The organism is Rhizobium moroccans (assembly GCF_057559155.1).
The window spans coordinates 176,741-194,891 of record NZ_JBHFJG010000002.1 but is presented as its reverse complement, the minus strand read 5'-3'; the positions used below and the strand labels follow the sequence as shown (position 1 = coordinate 194,891).

Below are 18,151 nucleotides of genomic sequence, written 5' to 3'. Positions count from 1 at the left end.
GTAGCCACCGATTTAATCACTCCGGAGATGAACATGGCCTCTTGGCAAATTCCCTATATCCGAAACTTCGCTCCTCACCTTCTGAGTGTCTTGCGCATCTTTGCGGCTGGGTCGTTCTTCACCCATGGCACCATGAAGTTGTTCGGCTGGCCTGCACCCTTTGAATATCCTCTCAACACGTTGCTTTACACAGCTGGAGTTCTCGAAGTGGTTGGTGGCCTCCTGTTGGTGGTCGGTCTCTTCGCGCGGCCGGTCGCCTTCCTGCTTTCGGGGCTGATGGCCTTCGCATATTTCTTGGCGCACGGGTCGGACGGTTTTTTCCCGGTACTCAATCACGGCGAAGCCGCGATGCTGTATTGCTTCCTGTTTCTCTATATTTCAGCAGCCGGACCGGGGGTCTGGAGCTTGGATGCCCTTCAAGGACGCGGGGATAGAGCAACTCAACCCGCATAGTCGGTCAGTCGCAAGATAAATAAGATCTCGTTTGCGCGGCAAAGCACGCGTCGTTCTGCCGGTGTCTTCGTCGCGCTTTGCTGTTACCTTCAATTCGGCGGCGTGAGGTGACGATGAGCTTGTGGGCAGCGTACCTCGCGGGATCCGGGACGGTGACCGGGATTCTCCGCCTCTCTTCGAGGGCCGGAGACCTGGCCATTAACTATCGTAGAGTTTGTCCAGAGCAGCAAGCAGGCGCCGCTGGACCGCAGCATCCTCCTGATTGATGATTGAAATGAGGTCCCGCATTGTCCTGCGTATGCCGTAGAGCTGATCGACGAGGTCCATGACAATGTCGATGCCAGCTTCATTGACACCCATGCGGCGCGTCAGGTCGAAAATCAGCGCAGCGCGGGCAAGATCGATATCCCGGAAGCGACGCTGCCCCTTCAGTGAGGCCGGCGATAGCCAACCCTGCTCGATCCAGAAGTCGAGCTCGGCCACCTCGATTTTGAGATGGAGACAGAACTCACGATCGTCCATGTTCATACCTCCATGTCCCTTCTCGGATTTTGCGTACTCCCCGGTGTCCATCCCCTCATGAAATCGGTGAGCTGCTCGTCAGGTTGGTCGGGCAACACGATCTTCAATGTCACATAGACATCACCAGCCGTGCCATTACGCTTTGGCACGCCCTTGCCCTTGAGACGTAGCACCTTGCCGCTGCTGGAATTCGGCGGCAGAGCCAAGTTTACGGGCCCGGAGGGCGTCGGTACGCGCACCTTGCCGCCGAGCACGGCTTCGACCAGCGTGACCGGCAGCTCGAGGCGGATATCGTCGCCGTCGCGGATGAAGAAGCGGTGCGGGCGGACCTTGATATCGATTAGCGCATCGCCGGCCGGGCCGCTGCCGTAGCCGGAACTGCCCTTGCCGCGCAGGCGCAGGGTCTGGCCATCACGTGTGCCAGGCGGAATTCGGATGTCGAGAGGCGGGCCATCGGGCAACTTCACTTGGGTCGTGGTACCGGTGATGGCGTCCAGGAAATCGATCTCCATCACAAAATGGCGGTCACGCCCGGCCGAACCGAACCCCGCGCTGCCACGGCGCGAGAAAAAACTTGCGAAAATGTCGTCGGCATCTCCGAAATCGGCAAAGCCACCTGCGTTGTGGTAAGGGTCCCCGGGACTGCTTGCCGAGGCATAGTCCCGATAGAAGCTGCGTGATGCTTGTTCAGCCCCCGTCATGTCGATCTCGCCACGGTCGAAGCGGTGACGCTTTTCCTCGTCGCTCAGAAGTTCGTAAGCGGCGGAAATCTCCTTGAATTTCGCCTCCGCCTCCTTATCGCCAGGATTGAGGTCGGGGTGCAATTTCTTGGCGGCTTTGCGAAATGCGCTCTGGATTTCCCTCTGCGTCGCACTCCGCTGCACGCCCAAAAGTTCGTATGGATCTTGGCTCATACATGTCTCCGTCGAGGGTACCGAATACCGCGAGTGAGATTTCATACTTATGTAGGTGGTCGGTCTTCGTCTTGGAGAGCGCATGCACGTCTCTAGGACAGCTCCGTCAGCCACAGAGCCCGGATGTTTTTTTCATGCGTAGTGTTCTGTCAACGCGCGGGCTTACCCACGCGTTGACGATGGCTAAGCTCTGATTTCCTGTCGCTGGAATAGCACATAAGCCAGCGTGAACAGGACGAGCATCGCGGCGATGAGGCCGGATATCTGCGGCCAGATGATCAGCAGGCTGTCGATCGTCGGCAAAGGCGCCCCTATCACCGCACCCTGTAGCTGATCCATGAACAGCGGCCCGACGGATCGAGCGGCAGGATCAAGGAGCAAGGCCGATATCTCCCCGTAGAGCGTCTGCGGCGACAGACGGCTGACTGCCTGCTGGGTCTCGAAGTTGGAGAGTAGCGTCATCGGATTGTAGGGATCGATCGGCGAGATGAAACCTGCGATCAGGGGTACGATTATGCTCCAGAAGAGGCTGAGGATCAGCCAGATAGCCAGTGCGACGAGAGCAGACGTGGCCGGGGAACGGATGAACGTCGAGAACGCCATAGCAAGCGCCAGCCAGACTCCCGCATAAAAGAGCGTCGCCGCCAGATAGAAGACACTGCGGACGATTTCTGGTCCAGAGGGCGGCAGGCCGAGCCGCAGCATCCCCATCCCCAGCATCAGCAGCCATAATACCAGCAGCGCAATGCCGATCACCAGGAGCCCGCCTAAGAATTTTCCGAACAGCAGAGCGTCACGGTAGATCGGCTGCGCCAGAAGCCGGCTCATGGTGCGCCGGCCGTATTCCCCGTTCACCGCGTCGAAGCCAAGGGCGATCGCCACGAGCGGCAACAGAAAGCCGAGGAAAGAGGCGAAGGAAGGCACCGGCTCCCTCGCGACCGTGAAAAGCTTCAGGAACAGGAAGGGATCTTCCGCCGTAGTGTCGCGGATGCGGTCGATCGCGCCGTAGACGGCCCCGATCGCGGTCAAAAGCACGAGCAGCATGATGATATGCATGCGCGCACTGGTCATATGATCGGCCGCTTCCTTGAGAGCGACCGTCATGGCACCCTGGAAGGGCGATCCTTCACGTTTCATGGTCATACTCCCTGAAATAGCGATTATAAGCTTCATCCAGCCGAGCCCGCCGCAGATCGAGATTGATGAGGCTGCCGCCAGCCTGGACGATCAGCCGTGCAAGGTCCGGCCGCACGTCACGGTCAGCTTCCACCTGCCAGCTGCTTTCGCCTGTTCTGGCGACATTTCGGATGCCCTGGGCGCTGACTATTGCCTTCTGAAGATCGATCCCAGCGGCTTCCACGTCGACGATAAAGGCACCACCGCCGATTTTGGCGGCAAGCTCTTCGACAGTGCCGATGAAACCGATCCGCCCTTTGTTGAACAGGGCGACGCGATGGCAGACCGACTGCACGACATCCAGCGCATGCGAGGAGATCAGAATAGTCATGTCCTCGCGGCTCAATTGTTGAATCAGTTCCAACAGTTCGTGTGTTGATTGCGGATCAAGGCCTGATGTTGGTTCATCGAGAATGGCGATCCGGCAATCACGCATCAGAAGTTCCGCTATGCCAAGCCTCTGCCGCATCCCGCGGGAGTAGGTGGAAACCCGTCGATCAGCGACGTCTGACAAACGCACCTTCTCGAACGCGGCAGCGATCCTCTCCCGGGCATGATCTCGGGAGAGGCCGGAAAGACGGGCGGTATAGGCCAGGTTTTCGCGACCGGTCATTGTGTCGTAAAAGCCGACGGAGTCGGGGAGATAGCCGACCTCGCGTTTTACCGCCAATGGTTGGCGCAACGGATCCTTCCCGAAAATGCTGACGCGGCCTTCGCTCGCTTCCGTCAGCCCCAGCAGCATCAGGATCGTGGTCGTCTTGCCTGCGCCGTTGGGGCCGAGCAGGCCAATGACCTCGCCCTGCCGAACCGAAAGGTCGATACCGGCGACCGCGACGGCCTCTGCGTATCGTTTCGTGAGGCCATGTGTTTCAATAACTGTCGTGCTCATCGCCGGCCATACCTCGTAACTGCGGTTCCCAGCACGCCGACAGCCACGGCGATCACGCCGAGGCCGGCCATTCCCCACAAGGTGGAGGCGCGCACCGTGGTGCGGAACTGGACAGATTGGGAAACCCCGCCGCCATTGGCGCGCAGGTTGACCATGTAATCACCCGTTACCGCTCGTTCGGAGGGCGTGATGGTGACATTCACGTCTCGGGTGGAATTAGGAGCGAGCATATCGATCTGCTCCGGCTCGAAAGCGACCTTCCATCCGGAAGGGGGCGTGGAGGAGAGTTCGAGTCCCTCGACCGGCGCGGTGCCGCTGTTGGTGAGCGTGAACGTGAAGCTCGATGCCTTGCCGGCCACCGCCTCGCCGCTCAGCCGCTCCTGAGGGCCGATGATGCTGAGCTGCGGTTCGCCGGTGATCTCGAGACTGAGATCGGTGCTGGCGCTCATGGCACCGCTCGAAGCCTGGAAGGTGATCGGATAGCGCCCGGCGGAGGCAGAGCGTGCGGGTACGACTTCCATCGTCACGTTCGCCGTCGACCCGGCCTCGACTGGAACACCGGTAATTTCCTCCGAACCATAGCCCTGCTTGAAACGTGTCTGAAAACCTTCCGGAACGGTCGCGGAAAGATTGAACAAGGCATCTTCCGCGCCTTCGTTTTTCACCTGAATCTTGTAGCTGAACGTTGAGCGGGAGGTGCCTTTGAGGCCGGGAAGTTCGGGATCCAGCGCCACACCTCCTGCGGTTGCCTCCGAGAGGCGAACCGTCATCGGCAGGGTCGTCACCTCGTTGTCATGGCGGGCACGGATTTCGATGGGAAGGCTCTGGCCGGTCGCATTGGCGGGTGGGGTGATTTCAAGCGTCAGCTTCTCGCTTTCATTCGGCGCCACGATTGCTGCAGAAACTTCTCTCGCTCCTCCCTTCAGCGACCAATTCCATTCCTTAGGAATTCCAGAAATCACGATCTCCGCACGCTGCGGCGGCAGATTGTAATTGCGCAGTGTCAGCGGAATACTTTCGGTTTTGCCCGCACCCAGTGACAGTTCGGGATAAGGAGTGGTTAGCCAGAAGCCGGTCGGCTCTGGTGATCGCACCTCCTGCGCCAGCGCGGGTGTTGCGGTAATCAACAGGGCAAGAGCGGATGTAGCTAGGAACATTTCAGGGCGTGTCATGTTTCTTCTCCATCTTCACACGCAAGTTTCGACGGGTTTTGAGCAGTCACGACGAAATCCGCCGGAGCACGCTCCGACGGAAAAGTGCAAGCAGGCATGGTCTCAAGGGAGAGCGTCATGGCCGATCGAGCCGCGTTCTCCGGTCAGGCAGGGGCAGCCGCCGATCGAGGCTTGGATTTCACGCTCTGCCATTTCGCCAGCAACGACAAAGGAGTTTTGGGTGGGGGAGCCCCATCTCCCTTGATCCTGCGGCGTCGCCTGATCTCCACGACAAAGGGTTTGGTCTGCCGACGCATGATCAGGCGGCCTTCTTGTCGGCGTCGATCTGCAGAGGGGCTTCTGGATCGGCCAATCCGGCGCCGATGGGGATGCGGCGGGGCTTTATGGCTTCCGGAAGCTCGCGCTTGAGCGTAATCGTCAGCAGGCCGTTTTTCAGTGCCGCGTTCTCCACCCTGACATGGTCGTCGAGTTCGAACCGGCGTTCGAACGGCTGGGACGCAATCCCGCGATGCAGATACTCGCCGTCCTGCGGCTGGTTTGCCGAGCCCCTCACGACAAGAACGTTACGCTCCTGCGCGATGTCGAGATCCCCCTCGACAAACCCCGCGACGGCCATGCTGATCCGGTAATCATCCTCGCCGGTCTTGACGATGTCATAGGGCGGCCAACTGTCGATCGCATGCATCCGCTGCGCGTTGTTGAGGAGATTGAAGACACGGTCGAAACCGATGCTCGACCGATAGAGCGGTGCGAAGTCGAATTCGTTTCTCATTGCCATATCCTCCGTAAAGCAACATGGAATGGAGACGCAGAGGAAACTTACGTCTCCCGGTCATCGGCTCCCGTCTGGGCCGCCGATATAATTGATCTGGTTTTGGGGATTTTCACTTTCAAGATCCTGGACATAAGTCAAAGGACCATCCCCCTTCAACGCTCCAGGTGCCGTGGTGTATTTTCAACCGAAGCCGCGGCGGCCTCGTTCGAGGGCCGGCATCGCGGGCTTGCCTTCCACCACTTCCCGCAAATCACCTGCCGGGCACGACGCTCTCTACCACAATACCGGCTGTTCCGATTTCCCGCGGGTCCTGATTGGAGCCCTCCTGGATTCCTAACGTTGGGCTAAAGTCCCAATCTGAATTGTGGCATCCAAGATGCTCCATTCCTCGTCCTCCTCGTCGGACGAACGGAGAATGGCGCCGGCGCCGCCGGAAGCGCGACGCCGGCGCTCCATCATCGTCAGCTCCTGATCGCGATGCGCTTGATCTGCGATTGCGCCTTGGCGCTCTTCGGTAGAACGACGGTCAAGACGCCATTCTTGAACCGGGCGTCGATTTTGTCGTCCTCGACTTCATAACCGAGCGGAATGCGCCGTTCGAAGCGGCCGTAGAAGCGTTCGGAGAACTGCTTTTCCTGGTCTTCCGTTTCCGAGCGCTTTTCCCCCCTGAGGGTGAGTACGCCCTGGTCGAATAGCACTTCAATCTCCTTTTCCTCCATGCCGGGGACTTCGGCCGTCACCTTGATTTCCTTGTCGGTCTCGGAGATCTCGATGGTCGGCCAGCCAGCGTTGAGGGAGGAGAGGGAGCCGAAGGCCGGAAGGCGGCTGTCGAAGGAGCGGAAGACGTCGTCGAACAGCCGGTTCACCTCACGGTGCAACGACAGGAACGGATCGCGATTGTCGTCGCGGTAAAGGGTCGGGGCCTGATTGCTGCCATTGCGGCCCCAAGGAATCAAATCACGGACGCTCATGACATTCTCCTTTCTTTGGTTTCTTGGCAAAGCTCGGCCGCAGGTGCCGAGCTTTGCTCGACACCTTGGTCGTGTTCGGCTGTAGCAAGCCTTAGGCGACCGCCTTGCCCGCTTCGATCTGCTTGGTTTCGGCTTTCGGTAGAGCCTGATCACGGGCAATCTCGATCCGGCGCGGCTTCATCGCTTCGGGGATTTCCCGCTTCAGATCGATGGTCATAAGGCCATTGGCGAGATGCGCGCTCAAGACCTTGACATGATCGGCAAGCTCGAACCGACGCTGGAAGGAACGGCCGGCAATACCGCGGTGCAGATACTCGCCGTCTTCGCCGTTCTGTTTCTGGCCCGACACGACGAGCATGTTCTGCTCCTGCGTGATCGTCATCTCGTCCTGCGAGAAGCCGGCAACCGCCATGGCGATGCGATAGTCGTTTTCGCCGGATTTGACGATGTCATAGGGGGGCCAGCTGTCGATCGACTCGACGCGGCTTGCGGCGTCAAGTGCGTTCAGCATTCGGTCGAAACCGATGCTCGATCGGAACAGGGGAGAAAAATCGAAAGTGGTGGTTCTCATAGCCACATCCTCCTTTGAAGCAACATGGGTACAAGACGGCGTCAAGTTCAGACGTCCTCGACGCCGGATTGACGAGCCGGCCCCGTTTCGGCAGCCGGCAACAAATAATTTAGTTTAACAGGATGACCGTTCAATAGGCCGCGCTCACTCGTGCTCTCAAGTGTTGACGATTTGATGACGGCAAGGTGGTGGTGCGATTGGCCTCAAAGGAGGGAGGACACATCGAAACGGTATCACGGGTTGGTCGGTCTTAGAGCTGGCCAGGGTAGCTTGACCTTCCGGCACGCCAATCACGCTTATTGGATCGGGCCGCGCATTCCTTAACGGCTTTGATCAAAACGTCTGGATGAGAGGGCTTGTCGATCCATTTGCATTTGCCGCTCATCAGAGGATGATCGCCATCACCATCCCTTTCCCCGGAATGCACGATGTAGGGAATGTCGCGCTCGGCAAGTAATGTGGCGACATCGTCACAAGCGCCATCCCTCAGCCGCGCTTCGATGATCGCGAGCTCCGGTGTATTTTCCCGAAGCCAACTGGTCGCGGCGACGCGTGATGAAAAGGTCATAACCGTCTCGAATCCGGCCTGAAGAAGAAGCTCTTCTACATAGATCGCGATCAGCGCCTGGTCCTCCAAAAGCAGAACAGGCTTTCCCCCGGGACGTGCCATCGGCCACTACCTTTCCTCCATTTACTGGGAGATTTCAGGATAGCACTTACACGGGAACGCGGGCTGAGCGTCTGCCAGCGTACGCAAAATCAACTCGACAGACACGATGCTATAGAATCGGCAACCGCCCAGAAAGCTTAAGGGCTCGGCGGTAGGGAGCTGAGCGCTCCCGCCCGACAGCGAGAGCCATGCACGTCTTGGAACATTCCTATTCACGAAACCGCCTTCTTGCGCTCTTGCCAGAGACCGAAACTCAAAAGATCAAGCCTGCATTCCAACCGATCGACCTACCGCGCGGAACCGTCATCGTCGGTGCGGATCGTCCAATCGACTATGTCTATTTTCTCTGTAGCGGCATCGGTTCTGTCGTGACTGTCTCGCAGGAGGGGCAAAGGGCAGAGGCGGGAATGTTCGGCCGCGAGGGTTTCTCACCCACGCCAGCTGGCGTCGGCGGCACGGTCAGCATTCATGAGGTGCTCATGCAAGTGGCAGGACACGGGTTCCGGATACCCATAAAGGCAACTCTCGAAGCTCTTCCGCAGAACCCGGTCTTTGCCAACCTGCTCGCAAGATTTATCCAGACCTTTGCGTCGCAGATTTCCTACACCGCCCTTTGCAATGCCAACTATCAGGTAGATGAGCGTTTGGCTCGCTGGCTGCTGATGTGTCATGACCGGGTGGATGGCGACGAGATCGCACTGACGCACGACTTCATTTCCCTGATGCTCGCTGTCCGGCGGCCGAGCGTGACCAATGCACTTCATGTGCTTGAGGGCAGGAAACTCGTCCGCACCGAAAGAGGCCGGATCACTATCCGGGACCGCAAGGGACTGGAGGAGTTTGCAGGCGGCGCCTACGGCAAGCCTGAAGAGGAATACCGCCGTCTCCTCGGCGTGTTCTGAGGCTTATTTCCTAAGTTGCTCCTGAACTACTTCGTGAAAAGAGATGATGAGCTGCAGCTGATCTCCCTTATCGCACACTTCCATATGCTCGTCGGGACGGTCTCGCCGCTCCTGCGGATACTCAAAAAATAGCCGGCTCATCGCGTCAGCGTCGGTTCCTCATAGGCATGTTCGGCACCAATCTAGCCGATATCTCAGAAAAGGTCTTTCATGAGACGTCGGTATTCTTGCTCCGGCTTGCCGTAGGCGTCATGTGCGAACTCTTCCAGAGCCGCTCGGTTCCGGATGGTGATGATGCCGCGCTCTGCCCTGATGAAACCATTGCCCTCCAGGATATGCAGCGATGTCGTGACGCTTGGCCGCCGGACAGCGAGCATCAGGGAAATGAAGTCGTGCGTCAGTGCGATTTCATTGCCGGTCACCCGGTCATGGCACATGAGCAACCATCGAGCTAATCGCTCGTTCACGTCGTGAATTGCGTTTGAGACGGCCGTATACGCCAACTGGACCGAGAAAGCTTCGATGGAGCGGATCATCACCTTTGAGAGATTCCTGTTTTGCTCCATCCAGCCTCGGAACGAAACGTAGTCCATCCGATAGCCATCCCCTTCCAACTGAATGCCGACGTCATGCGAACTTATCTCGGCCCCTGTCACGGCGGTGGTGGGGACGTAGCCATCAAACCCAAACACGCCCGCCTCCGCGCGATGACCTTCGGGCGTGGTGGCGACGATGGAGCCTATGCCTGATGTCAGGAAGTAGACATATTCGATTGGCTTTCCGGCCTCGGCAATAGAGGTGCCGCGTGGAAGGCCAACATACTTTAAATCCGCAGCGACCTGATCATAGTCAGCCGCCGGGAGCAGCGCCAGAAGCTTGTTCTGCATGGAGGATTGTTGAGGAGCAACCATATGTGCTTCCCTCCCAAAACGGGGCAAGAGCACATAAGAACCCTTAGCCGTCTGCGCCCTGTTCAGTCTGCAGACGATCCGCTTATGTTATCCGCAACATGCCCATAGAACAAGCTTGGTACGCTACCGTACAGAGCGCGGAAAATATTGGAAATCCAGGTGAAAAGCGCAGGATGGCACGGTTCGGTCCGGCATCTATGGTCATCAGATTTCAGAAATACGTGAATAGTCGGGTCGCGGATGATCGCGGGGTACAGATGGTGCCCTGGCGTGGAGGCGTGAACCGCAAGGCGGTGATGATATGTGGCGGCACTCTGCCAGTGGCCAGACGCCTATCGGGTTTGACGATCGTCCGTTTCGTCCGTTCGTCCGCAAAACTGCCAACCGAGCCCGACGGCTTAGACCTGGACATTAGAGTTCAATGCATTCAATAGCTGCTTCGCGCCTCCATATCGCCCGACTCTTAAAAGCGAACATCGCCTATGACCTGACTAGGCGCCCCGTCGGTAAACGGTCAAGCTGGTCCATTCCGTCTTCGTTTCGCGGCTGTGTCGCGCTCGGTGCCCATATGCCACAAACCATCGGATCGAACTGAAGCTCAACGCGATCGCCGCAGCATCGGGACGAGCGTCGGCGACGAGCCGACCTGGATCGCGCCGAGCGGTTCGAAGCCGTAGCGTCGGTAGAACGGAATATTGCGCGGGTTCGAGGACTCCAAATAGGCTGGCACGTGATCGCGATTGCACCGCGCGAGTGCGTACGCCATCAAGGCGTCGCCGTGACCTTCGCCTTGATGCGCCGGGTCGACGCCGATCAGGGGCAGGTACCAATGTGGTTCGGTCGGGTGGTACTCGGCCATCTGCTCGAATATTGCCGTTGTTTCGGGGGCAAGACTGCTCGCAACCGTGCTCTCGAGCACCGCACCAAGCCCTTCCTCGTCGGCATGTATTCCGGGCGGTAGCCACAGCGCCGTCCCGGCGTAGCCGTCGGTGCAAAAGGCGCTTCCGTTGGAGAATGCGCTGCTTCCGAACGCCCGGATCATTCGCGGCATCGCCGCAAGGTACTGGTGTGCATGCGGCCAGGTCCATCGCGCCATAGGATCCGCTGCAAACGCCAGCATGACCGTTTCGATCGCCAGATCTTCTTCGGCCGCGGCCATAACTCTCACCGTTGGCGATTTCACACTGCCCTCCTGACGTAGGTGGTCCGACAAGGCGTCCATGGTTCTCAGCTATACATCTTAACCCGAGTGGCGTTGGAGCGATACCGGGTGCTGCTGGCTCAGCGGTTCTGGAGTCGTTTCGGTCCATTCTGGCTTTCGGATAGGGACATCCAAACATATTACTCAGATGCAACTGGCGTCGACCCGCTCGGGAGTGAACTTCTTCCAGAGGCCGAGAGAAGTCACTGAAATACCGGTTCAAGGTCGATACGGAACGGCCGCTTCTCATCGATGTTATCCCCAAGCTGCCCGTCCGCTGCCGGCAGCAATGCCGGATCCGATTCGTCCAGATCACCATGATCACCGCGATGGAGAAGTTGATACCGGTCTTGACCGCATGCATGACGTCACCACACCTCCTTTGTCTCATGCTCCTCTTCGACGAATGCGCCGGATGACGCGAAGGCGATGCCCGCTGCGGCAGCAGCAAGCAGACGGTTGCGGGTAAGAGACAATCTCATCGCGTTCCTGATTGCGAGACCGGAGTGCTATTCGGCGGCCTGCCGAACCGCGCGGCACTTGGCGAAGCCGTCGCTGATGATGTCCTTGGGCAGATCGCGACCAATGAAGACAAGACGCGTGATCCGGTGTGTTTCGGCGTGGAATATTGAATGCCGATCCGTATGTGGCAGGTGAGGGCGGTGTTCCGGCGTATCTCATGGCAGAGCTCGGAATCCGGAATGTCGTTGACAGTAACGAGGAGTGGCCGACCGTCGGCTGGGAAACTATCGCCAAGGCCAACCCGACGATGATTGTCGCGGGCGACATGACGAGACGGCGCTTCGAGGGCGACGATATTGCCTGAAGCTCGATTCCCTCAAGAACGACCCGGTTGCCCGCGTCGCGGAGGCCGCACAGCAGGGACGGATCGTTGAAATGAACGTCCAGGTCATGGATCCAACAGTCAGAACCATCCGTGGACTCGAAGTTCTTGCAGATGCTTGAGAGATTCGAGCTTGTTCGGTAAGCGGCCACCCCATTTTCATGCATTGGTTCATAAGAGTGCTCAGTGATGCGCATGAATAGATGGAGTGTTGCCGCTTTATCCACCGGAAGTCACACGGCGTCGCTCGTTCGATTGGCGGCGGAAATTGTCGAGCGTGTCGTGATTGGTACCTCGCCAGTCTCGCAAAGCGACCGTCTGATGCCGCAGTTCTTCGCAGGAGGGACATTGTCGTCCTCCCGCTTGATATGGGTACGCTAACTGCATACGGGTGGCGTGTCATGTCACCCGATCACGGCAATTACTCAATCAGCTTGCAGCCCCATTCTTGAAGCGTGGTGCTTCTTCTGCCTGATCCTGACCTTGTCGATGTTGCGCCCGTCGAGGCTGACGACCTCATATGTCAAGTCCTGGAACTCGATCGTCTCGCCCTCACGCGGCAGGTGTCCTAGCCTCCAGAGAAGCAGCCCCGCAAGCGTGGAGTAGCGATCGGCGTCATCGACAAGGTCGGTATCGAGAAGCCGTGAGATATGGCGAATGTCAATCCATCCGTCGACTAGCAACGATCCGTCGTCCGCCCGCTCGACGGTGAGCTGGTCGTCGCCATCGTCGGCGAAATCACCGGCGATCGCTTCCAACAGGTCCGTCGGTGTCACCATGCCCTCCACCGACCCGAACTCGTCGAGAATGATGGCGACCTGGAGCGGGGATTTGCGGAGCTGTTCCAGCAGGCGCAATGCACTGACGCTTTCGTGCACCACAAGCGGCTGGCGCAATGATTTCTGGAAGTCGATCTTTCCGTCTTCGAGAAAGTCCCGGAGTAGGTCCTTGGCGAGTGCAACGCCGAGGAACTCGTCAAGGCTGCCGCGGGCGATCGGAAAGCGGGAATGACCGGTTTCGATGATCTTGCGGCGAAGCTCATCGTCGGTGTCCTCGATATCCAGCCATTCGATATCGAGACGGGGCGTCATGACGGATTTCGCCGGGCGATCGGCAAGCGTCAGCACGCTTTCGATCATCTCGTGCTCGACGGGCGTGAACAGTTCGCTCTCCGATGTCCTTTCCGCAATCACGTTGGCCGCCTCTCCAAGGGGGGCTTCGCTTTGCCGCCTGCCGAGCAAAGACAGAACGGCACTCGCCGTCCGTTCGCGTAGGTCACCGGTCGTCATGAAACGCTCGCGATTGCGGCGGCCGATCTGGTTGAAGGCCTCGATCAGCACCGAAAAGCCGATCGCCGCATAGAGGTAGCCCTTAGGTATGTGGAAGCCCAGGCCTTCCACGATGAGCGAAAAGCCGATCATCATCAGGAAGCCGAGGCAGAGGATTACCACCGTCGGATGCTTCGACACGAAGGCCATAAGCGGCTTCGAGGCTAGCAGCATAACTGCGACTGCGATGATCACGGCGATCATCATGACGGAGAGGTGCTGAACCATCCCAACGGCGGTGATGACGCTGTCCAGCGAGAACACTGCGTCAAGGACGACGATTTGCACCAGCACATGCCAGAAGATGGCATGCTCGATCTTGCCCTCCTTAGCGCCGGAGTGTCCTTCGAGCCGCTCGTGAAGCTCCATTGTCCCCTTAAAAAGAAGGAAGAGTCCGCCAAACAGAAGGATGAGATCTCTTCCCGATATCTCAAGACCTGCCACGGTGAACAACGGCGCCGTCAGCGTCACGATCCAAGCGACCGAAGCAAGCAGTATGAGTCGCATGCCGAGCGCAAGACTGAGGCCGATTAGCCGGGCCTTCTCGCGCTGGTGCTCCGGGAGTTTGTCGGCCAGGATCGCGATGAAGACAAGGTTATCGATGCCAAGCACGACCTCCAGCACGATCAAGGTGGCGAGACCCGCCCACGCTGCCGGGTCGGACATCCATTCGAAAATCATTGAGCTTAAAGGCCGCCTTTCGGGCTAGCCAATCCTTCTGTTGTTGAACGGGAAAACGCAAAGAGTGGCCCGGATAACCGGGGCGGCGGACGTGTAGCTGGAGACCGGGATGGGATGACGCAACGCCGGATCAGGACCGTCGCGGTTGTTTCGGCAACTCTCCGAACTCTCATCGGTTTCGGAACCGTCAGGCATCCTGAGGTATCTTCCTCGCCAAAAGCCACGAAAGGCGAGACCACGCCTTTGATCGAGGGCCTTGGCCGTTTCGGCTTAGCGGCAGCTTCGGAGGTATTCGAGTGGTCATGGGTGGGTAAATACCATCTTCCGTTCGATCGACCTACCCAACGAGGCAGCCAAGACAATCTGACAACTTGGTCGATCGGATCCCGCGTTTGTGGTCGCGCTGGATGCTCCGCCGACCGACGAGAAATGGAGGTTCGCCATCTGGATAAGCATGCCGGAAGGCGGGACGCCAAGTCGTCTGGTCCAGCTGGGCCGGAAAAGCAACGACATTTCTGGCAAGGTATTGAGCCGCCGGGGGGCTTGGGAGGATCGGGTGCGCACCCGGCGGCTCAACTGCAGCGGGACGGAACTCAGATGTCCTCGTCGCCGCCGAGGTCCATGTCGTCGGCAGGTGCTTCGTCATTCGGCGCTGTCGCATCCGGTTCCGCGGCCTGCGCCTCGTCTCCCGTGAACATTCCTGCGATCGCGTTTCCTAAAAGGACGCCGCCCGCTACACCCATTGCCGTTTGTGCGGCACCCGCTAGGAAGCCACCACCCGAGCGCTGCTGCGCTGTCTGCTGGCCATAGCCCTGTTGCTGGTTACCCCATGGGGAGGCAGGAGCGGGGCGCCCATAGGCTGCCGGTTGTGGCGACGTGCTTCGGGGAGCTGTGCTGTTCCCGAACATCGATGAAAAGAAGCCACCCCGCTGCTGGCCCTGGGAAGCCTGGTACTCGAGTTCCTCGATGCGGCGCTGCGCGGCTTCGAGAGCCTGTTCCTGCACGACGATCGTCTGCGCCATGTAATACGGCGCGCCCGGATGTTGGTTGATGCGCTGCTGGATGAAACGGTCCGATTCCGCATCGCGCTGTCCGGATTGCTGCTCAACGAGGGCGAGCTTGGAGAACAGGCTCTCGATGGCCTGCTGGTCGTTGCGATCCATGAAATGACTCCTTGGGTGTCTGCTTTTGGCTACTCTTCACGCTGCCCGGTAAAATTCAGCAGAAGCTGGAAGATATTGACGAAGTTCAGGTAGAGAGACAGCGCGCCGAACACGGCGAGCTTCTGTTGGGATTCCTGGTCGTAATTTTCGGCGTAGCGCTCCTTGATGCTCTGCGTGTCCCAGGCCGTCAACCCGACGAAGACGATGATGCCGATCACCGAGATCGCGAACTGCAGCGCGCTCGAACCAAGGAAGATGTTGACGATTGAGGCGATGACCACGCCGATCAGACCCATGATCAGAAAGGAGCCGAACTTCGACAGGTCGCGCTTGGTGACGTAGCCGTAGAGACTGGTCGCGCCGAACATGGTGGCGGCGATGAAGAAGGTCCTGGCGATGCTGGCGCCTGTGAAGACGAGAAAGACCGAGGCGAGCGACAGGCCCATGACGGCACAAAAGGCCCAGAAGGTCAGCTGGGCGGTCGATGCCGACATCGTCTGGATGCGGAACGAAAAGAAAAACACGAAGGCGAGCGGCGCCAGCATCACCACCCATTTCAGTGGGGTGGAGAAGATCGGCACATAAAGCGCCGGCGTCGTGCCGACGATGAAGGCGACGAAACCCGTCACCACTAGACCGAGACCCATGTAATTGTAGACGCGCAGCATGTGCTTGCGCAGGCCTTCGTCGAAGGCGGCAGCAGATGCCTGACTGTAGCCGCCGAAGCGGTTCTGGTTCTGATACATGAAAGTCTCCTTGACGATCAGTAGAGTGAATTCATGAGAAGATCCGCCTCGTCTGAGAGGCCGGTACCGGGCTTGCTTGAGATCACCGCATAAGCGACTTCGCCGAGCTGCCACCATGCGGCCTCGGCCTCGGCGAGAGTGAGGTTCTTTACCTGCTCGACGGCGAAGTGGCCGGGCCTCACCGCGAACAAGGAAATTTGCGTGCCGTCTTTCGTCCGGATACTTACCTCGACACTCGGACCGTAACTGGACGGAAAGACCTGAACATCCGATATCTGCCAATCCGTCGGCAGGTCCGGCATGACGATCGCGGTAGCGGCGCGGATGTCTTCACGGTCGTAGGTATTCACTTCCGGCTGCGAGGGCATGGCTTCCCGCACGAGCGATGTTTGATGGGCGCGCACTGCCTGTTCGATAAAGACCGGCGGAGGAACGGAGGCCACGACCTCGCGGGTTCCCAAAGACGAATTGGCAAACCATCCGGCGGAGACTAAAACCGCCACCGCCGCTACGCGTTGGAGGGCGGCCCACATGCGTCTGCCCGAAAGAACGGATGAAAGGCGGCGTGCTGCCTCGCGCGTGTCTGGACGACACGCCTCAGGCTGCGGGACAAGTATAAGCTTCAGCATCGTTCGCGTTCCGAGATCGGACATGACGCGCGCTGCCGCGGCGGGATGTTGGGCAAGATAGGACTCGACCCGAAGACGACCCGCTGCATCGAGCTGATTGTCGACATAGGCATCGAGATCGGTATCGAGAATGGTTTCGACGTCAGTCATCGCCGCCTCCCACAACTCTCAGGTGACTCGCGTGCTTTCCTTCGGCTTCAAGGGCTCGCAGGGTTGCGCGCGCACGCGAGACACGTGACATCAGGGTGCCGACAGGAACGCCGAGTGCGTCGGCTGCCTCCTGATAGGAGAGATCCTCCACGGCGATAAGATGCAGAGCTTCACGCTGATCCTCCGGCAGGGCCATGAAGGCTTGCTGGACCTGCCGAAGCCTGACCGCGTGCTCCTGGTTCCCCGAATAAGATAGCTCCGCCTCCAGAACGGCTCCGTCATCGCGACGTCGGCGCGCGAGCGCACCTCTGATCCTGTCGATATGGGTGTTGTGAACGATCGAGAGCAACCACGTGCGCAGATTCGCGCCCTTTTTGAATGTGATGCGACGGTCATACGCTCGAACAAGAGCGTCGTGGACAAGATCCTCCGCCTCTGCCGAATCCCGGACGAGGGAACGCGCGTAGCGCCTCAGCGCTCCAAGCTGCCCGATGACGTCGAAAGATCGATTTTCAGGATCCATACCCGCATATACGGATCAGATGTGACTTCTCTTCCCCCGGGTGATTTTTTTATCATCTCTCCCACGATTGTCTCCGGAGCAAAGATCGTGAAAGCGGAGCCGCTTTCGGTCTCTGCGGCAAGGCGAGCCATTCTTAAGCCCCTGCGCTATAGCCTTCGATACGTTCCCGGCGGCACCGCCCCATTGTTGCTCATCGTACCCCGATTTCGAGCAAAGTTTACTTGCGAGGATATGTAAGGGAGGATATTATAATATCCTTAAAAGGATATGCCGCTATGCCGCTCTATATCAAAGATCCCGAGGTGGACAAACTCACCGAAGAGCTGGTCGGACTGACAAAATCCACGAAAGTCGAGGCTGTCAAACTCGCGCTCATTCATGAGATTGCACAGCGCAGAGGCAGTCTGCCAATGCGCCAGAGGCTCGCCAAGTCTCTCGAAATGGCGCGGGTTGTCGGTCCTTTTGCACCGGGAGATCATAAGGTTGAAACCGATGAAATGTGGGGCGAAGACTGATGCTGTTTGTTGATGCGTCAGTCGTCGTCGCCATTCTTGCCCAAGAGCCGGATAGTGCCGAGCTGATGGACCGGCTAGAGCGGGACGGAGGCCCTTTTTATATGTCGGCCATCGTTCGCATGGAGGCTACACTTTCTCTAGCAAGGCGACTGGCCGAGGCCACCGGTAAGGACAAGCCAGCCACGCCGAAAATGTTCGAGCAGGCCCGCCGCTTAGTTGATCAGTTCGCCACTGACCTTGCAGCCCGCGAAGCCATGATCAGCGGTGACGTGGGCAACAAGGCCCTCGATGCCGCGCAGCGATATGGCAAGATCGTCAATCATCCTGCCAAGCTCAACATGGGTGACTGCTTCGCCTATGCCTGTGCCAAGGCTTATCGCTTGCAACTCGCCTATAAGGGAGATGACTTCACCGAGACCGATCTGGCTTGGTAACGACGAAGTCC

23 protein-coding genes are annotated in these 18,151 nt (G+C 58.7%); 5 read left to right on the top strand and 18 right to left on the bottom strand.

Annotated features, from left to right (window positions below):
- Positions 1–33: 33 nt before the first annotated feature.
- Complete coding sequence (locus tag ACE04I_RS02675; RefSeq protein ID WP_487206532.1) at positions 34–453, top strand: DoxX family protein; 420 nt, start codon at positions 34–36, stop codon at positions 451–453.
- A 4-nt stretch (positions 454–457) separates the two neighbouring features.
- Here the strand turns inward: ACE04I_RS02675 and ACE04I_RS02670 are convergent, their stop codons facing one another.
- The 10 genes from ACE04I_RS02670 to ACE04I_RS02625 all read right to left on the bottom strand — a co-directional run bounded on the left by ACE04I_RS02670 (position 458) and on the right by ACE04I_RS02625 (position 8,113).
- Positions 458–652, bottom strand: coding sequence for a GSU2403 family nucleotidyltransferase fold protein (locus ACE04I_RS02670; RefSeq protein WP_487206531.1), 195 nt, complete (start codon positions 650–652; stop codon positions 458–460).
- Positions 652–975, bottom strand: a complete 324-nt coding sequence (locus ACE04I_RS02665; RefSeq protein WP_487206530.1) for a chaperone modulator CbpM — start codon at positions 973–975, stop codon at positions 652–654. The genes ACE04I_RS02670 and ACE04I_RS02665 overlap by 1 nt, the downstream gene beginning before the upstream one ends.
- A gap of 2 nt (positions 976–977) precedes the next feature.
- On the bottom strand, positions 978–1,889 hold the full coding sequence (locus ACE04I_RS02660) for a DnaJ C-terminal domain-containing protein (protein ID WP_487206529.1): 912 nt from the start codon (positions 1,887–1,889) through the stop codon (positions 978–980).
- A 183-nt stretch (positions 1,890–2,072) separates the two neighbouring features.
- Positions 2,073–3,026, bottom strand: coding sequence for an ABC transporter permease (locus ACE04I_RS02655; protein WP_487206528.1), 954 nt, complete (start codon positions 3,024–3,026; stop codon positions 2,073–2,075).
- Positions 3,016–3,954 carry an ABC transporter ATP-binding protein gene (locus tag ACE04I_RS02650; RefSeq protein WP_487206527.1) on the bottom strand — a complete coding sequence of 313 codons (939 nt, stop codon included), beginning with the start codon at positions 3,952–3,954 and terminating at the stop codon, positions 3,016–3,018. The genes ACE04I_RS02655 and ACE04I_RS02650 overlap by 11 nt, the downstream gene beginning before the upstream one ends.
- Complete coding sequence (locus ACE04I_RS02645) at positions 3,951–5,126, bottom strand: COG1470 family protein (protein WP_487206526.1); 1,176 nt, start codon at positions 5,124–5,126, stop codon at positions 3,951–3,953. The genes ACE04I_RS02650 and ACE04I_RS02645 overlap by 4 nt, the downstream gene beginning before the upstream one ends.
- A 298-nt stretch (positions 5,127–5,424) precedes the next feature.
- Positions 5,425–5,898, bottom strand: a complete 474-nt coding sequence (locus ACE04I_RS02640) for an Hsp20 family protein (protein WP_487206525.1) — start codon at positions 5,896–5,898, stop codon at positions 5,425–5,427.
- A gap of 464 nt (positions 5,899–6,362) precedes the next feature.
- Positions 6,363–6,872, bottom strand: coding sequence for an Hsp20/alpha crystallin family protein (locus ACE04I_RS02635; protein WP_487206524.1), 510 nt, complete (start codon positions 6,870–6,872; stop codon positions 6,363–6,365).
- A gap of 91 nt (positions 6,873–6,963) precedes the next feature.
- Positions 6,964–7,443 (bottom strand): Hsp20 family protein, encoded by a 480-nt coding sequence (locus ACE04I_RS02630; protein WP_487206523.1) that lies wholly within the window; start codon positions 7,441–7,443, stop codon positions 6,964–6,966.
- A gap of 250 nt (positions 7,444–7,693) precedes the next feature.
- Positions 7,694–8,113 carry a response regulator gene (locus ACE04I_RS02625; protein ID WP_487206522.1) on the bottom strand — a complete coding sequence of 140 codons (420 nt, stop codon included), beginning with the start codon at positions 8,111–8,113 and terminating at the stop codon, positions 7,694–7,696.
- A gap of 188 nt (positions 8,114–8,301) precedes the next feature.
- On the opposite strand from ACE04I_RS02625, the gene ACE04I_RS02620 reads away from it, so the two are divergent.
- On the top strand, positions 8,302–9,015 hold the full coding sequence (locus ACE04I_RS02620; RefSeq protein ID WP_487206521.1) for a Crp/Fnr family transcriptional regulator: 714 nt from the start codon (positions 8,302–8,304) through the stop codon (positions 9,013–9,015).
- Between the two features lie 194 nt (positions 9,016–9,209).
- Here the strand turns inward: ACE04I_RS02620 and ACE04I_RS02615 are convergent, their stop codons facing one another.
- From ACE04I_RS02615 to ACE04I_RS02605, 3 genes are all read right to left on the bottom strand, one after another.
- A complete protein-coding gene (locus ACE04I_RS02615; RefSeq protein ID WP_046793087.1) occupies positions 9,210–9,926 on the bottom strand; it encodes a Crp/Fnr family transcriptional regulator in 717 nt (238 codons plus the stop codon).
- 598 nt (positions 9,927–10,524) lie between these two features.
- Entirely contained in the window at positions 10,525–11,085 is a 561-nt protein-coding gene (locus tag ACE04I_RS02610) for a GNAT family N-acetyltransferase (RefSeq protein WP_046793089.1), read from the bottom strand.
- 551 nt (positions 11,086–11,636) lie between these two features.
- Positions 11,637–11,714, bottom strand: coding sequence for a hypothetical protein (locus tag ACE04I_RS02605; protein ID WP_487206551.1), 78 nt, complete (start codon positions 11,712–11,714; stop codon positions 11,637–11,639).
- Positions 11,715–11,806: 92 nt separating this feature from the next.
- On the opposite strand from ACE04I_RS02605, the gene ACE04I_RS02600 reads away from it, so the two are divergent.
- Entirely contained in the window at positions 11,807–11,953 is a 147-nt protein-coding gene (locus ACE04I_RS02600) for a hypothetical protein (protein WP_487206520.1), read from the top strand.
- Positions 11,954–12,396: 443 nt separating this feature from the next.
- On the opposite strand, the gene ACE04I_RS02595 is transcribed toward ACE04I_RS02600, so the two are convergent.
- The 5 genes from ACE04I_RS02595 to ACE04I_RS02575 all read right to left on the bottom strand — a co-directional run bounded on the left by ACE04I_RS02595 (position 12,397) and on the right by ACE04I_RS02575 (position 17,191).
- Positions 12,397–13,980, bottom strand: a complete 1,584-nt coding sequence (locus ACE04I_RS02595; protein WP_046793091.1) for a TerC family protein — start codon at positions 13,978–13,980, stop codon at positions 12,397–12,399.
- A gap of 593 nt (positions 13,981–14,573) precedes the next feature.
- Positions 14,574–15,143 (bottom strand): DUF2076 domain-containing protein, encoded by a 570-nt coding sequence (locus ACE04I_RS02590; protein ID WP_046793092.1) that lies wholly within the window; start codon positions 15,141–15,143, stop codon positions 14,574–14,576.
- 29 nt (positions 15,144–15,172) lie between these two features.
- On the bottom strand, positions 15,173–15,889 hold the full coding sequence (locus tag ACE04I_RS02585) for a Bax inhibitor-1/YccA family protein (RefSeq protein WP_046793093.1): 717 nt from the start codon (positions 15,887–15,889) through the stop codon (positions 15,173–15,175).
- 17 nt (positions 15,890–15,906) lie between these two features.
- Positions 15,907–16,668: an anti-sigma factor family protein gene (locus ACE04I_RS02580; RefSeq protein ID WP_046793094.1), complete on the bottom strand. Its 762-nt coding sequence runs from the start codon at positions 16,666–16,668 to the stop codon at positions 15,907–15,909.
- Positions 16,661–17,191 carry a sigma-70 family RNA polymerase sigma factor gene (locus ACE04I_RS02575; protein ID WP_487206519.1) on the bottom strand — a complete coding sequence of 177 codons (531 nt, stop codon included), beginning with the start codon at positions 17,189–17,191 and terminating at the stop codon, positions 16,661–16,663. Before ACE04I_RS02575 ends, ACE04I_RS02580 begins: the two co-directional genes overlap by 8 nt.
- Positions 17,192–17,466: 275 nt before the next feature.
- Here ACE04I_RS02575 and ACE04I_RS02570 point away from each other — a divergent pair, with 275 nt between their 5' ends.
- Both ACE04I_RS02570 and ACE04I_RS02565 read left to right on the top strand, forming a co-directional pair.
- The gene (locus ACE04I_RS02570) at positions 17,467–17,706 is read left to right on the top strand and encodes a type II toxin-antitoxin system VapB family antitoxin (protein WP_046793096.1); all 240 of its coding nucleotides are present in this window, start codon (positions 17,467–17,469) and stop codon (positions 17,704–17,706) included.
- On the top strand, positions 17,706–18,140 hold the full coding sequence (locus tag ACE04I_RS02565; protein WP_046793097.1) for a type II toxin-antitoxin system VapC family toxin: 435 nt from the start codon (positions 17,706–17,708) through the stop codon (positions 18,138–18,140). Before ACE04I_RS02570 ends, ACE04I_RS02565 begins: the two co-directional genes overlap by 1 nt.
- Positions 18,141–18,151: the final 11 nt, after the last annotated feature.